Source organism: Flavobacterium sp., from assembly GCF_021151785.1.
Classification (GTDB): Bacteria; Bacteroidota; Bacteroidia; order Flavobacteriales; family Flavobacteriaceae; genus Flavobacterium.
Genome location: NZ_JAGKWP010000183.1, coordinates 1 through 1,928, shown reverse-complemented (window position 1 = coordinate 1,928; position 1,928 = coordinate 1). Strand labels below are relative to the sequence as shown.

Here is a 1,928-nt window from a genome sequence, read left to right as displayed (position 1 = left end):
GAGCCGATGTACTTGTACCAATAACTGTATTCCCATCCAGGTATTCAACCAACACTATGCTGCCATCCGGATCCGTAATATCAGCAGTAATTGTGATTGCACCCTGTACGCTTGTATTTGTGGATGGAGATGTTATAGTAATTTGTGAGGGCTTATTGGTATTGATGTTCACGGCTGTGCCGGCAGAAGTTGTAGAACAACCTGCTGCATTGGTTACTTCTACCGTGTATACGCCTGCTTCGGTAGCAGTATAGCTTGCTGCGGTGCCAACCTGGTTTGCACCTTTGAACCATTTATAAGTAAGTCCTGATCCGGTGTTCGCATTTAAGCTTACACTTCCACCTGCAGGAATGGTTGTTGAACCCGATGCCGTGATCAGTGCCAGGGGCAGGTCATTCACAGTAACAACCGTTGCTGATGAAGTGGCCGAACAGTTAGCGGCATTTGTTACTTCTACCGTATAACTTCCTGCAGTCGTTGCTGTATAGGTCTGTGCTGTAGCGCCTGTGATTACTGTTGTCCCATTCATCCATTTGTATGAACTTCCTACACTGGCTGTTAATACTACAGAGCCACCTGCGCAGAACGCCGTTGCCGTTGATGTAGTGATCTCTGCTGTTGGTAGTGTATTTACAGTAACTGCAATCTGTGCTCTTGCACTCTCGCAGCCATTTGTTGTCTGCGATACATAATAGCTGGTTGTGCCTGCTGCTGTTGTTGACGGTGTCGGTGCTCCTGCCAGTGCCGTTGTTGTCGTATTATCGGCATACCATTTCAAACCTGTACCTGTTGCTGTAAGTGCTACTGCTGTTCCATTCTGGCAATAAGACACTGCTGAAGTAACCGCTGGCGCATTCGGCAATGAATTGATCGTTACCGTTACCGGAGCTGAAGTAGATGTACAACCGTTTACATCAGTAATTTTTACAGTAAATGATCCTGAGCTTACATATAAAGACAAGGATGCAGCTCCTGTACCTGTAGTATTTGTTCCATTATACCATTGATAGGCTAAACCTGTGCCGGTATTGGCATTCAATGTTACACTGCCTCCCGCACAGAACGTTGTTGAAGTCGTTGTCGTGATCGTTGCCATCGGTGCTGCGTTTACCGTTACAGCCGTCACCTGTGACGTTGCTTTACAACCTGATGCATTGCTTACTTCTACTGTATAATTCCCCGCTGCTGTTGCTGTATAGGTCTGTGCTGTAGCACCTGTGATTACTGCTGTCCCATTCATCCACTTGTATGAACTTCCTGCACTGGCTGTCAGTGTTGCTGAGCCACCTGTACAGAACGTCGTTGGTGTGGATGCTGTAATTACTACTGTTGGCAAGATATTTACTGTTACCGTAATCTGTGCTCTTGCACTTTCACAACCGTTTGAAGTCTGTGATACATAATAGTTTGTTGTACCTGCTGTAGTTGTTGCAGGAGTCGGCGCTGTTGACAGTGCCGTTGTTGTTGTATTATCGGCATACCATTTCAAACCTGTGCCATTTGCTGTAAGTGCTGCTGCTGTTGCATGCTGACAGTATGAAACTGCTGAAGTAACTGTCGGTGCATTAGGTGCAGTATTTACTGTTACTGTTGTTGCTGTTGAAGTTGCTTTGCAGCCTGCTGCATTGCTTACTTCTACCGTATAAGATCCAGCTGTGGTTGCTGTATAGGTCTGTGAAGTAGCTCCTGTGATGGCTGTGCTACCATTCATCCATTTGTATGATGAACCTGCACTCGCTGTTAATACTACTGATCCTCCTGAACAGAACGTCGTTGGGGCTGACGTTGTAATTGCTGCTGTTGGTAAGCTATTTACTGTGACCGTTGTAGCTGCTGATGTAGCCGAACAACCACCGCTGTTGGTAACCGTTACCGTATAACTCCCCGCTGCAGTTGCTGTGTAACTTGCTGCTGTGGCTCCAGCAATG

General features: G+C 46.6%; 1 protein-coding gene. It reads right to left on the bottom strand.

Annotated features, from left to right (window positions below):
* Window positions 1-1,928: hypothetical protein (locus tag QZ824_RS11470; protein WP_291276152.1), on the bottom strand; the 1,928-nt coding region annotated here is incomplete at both ends.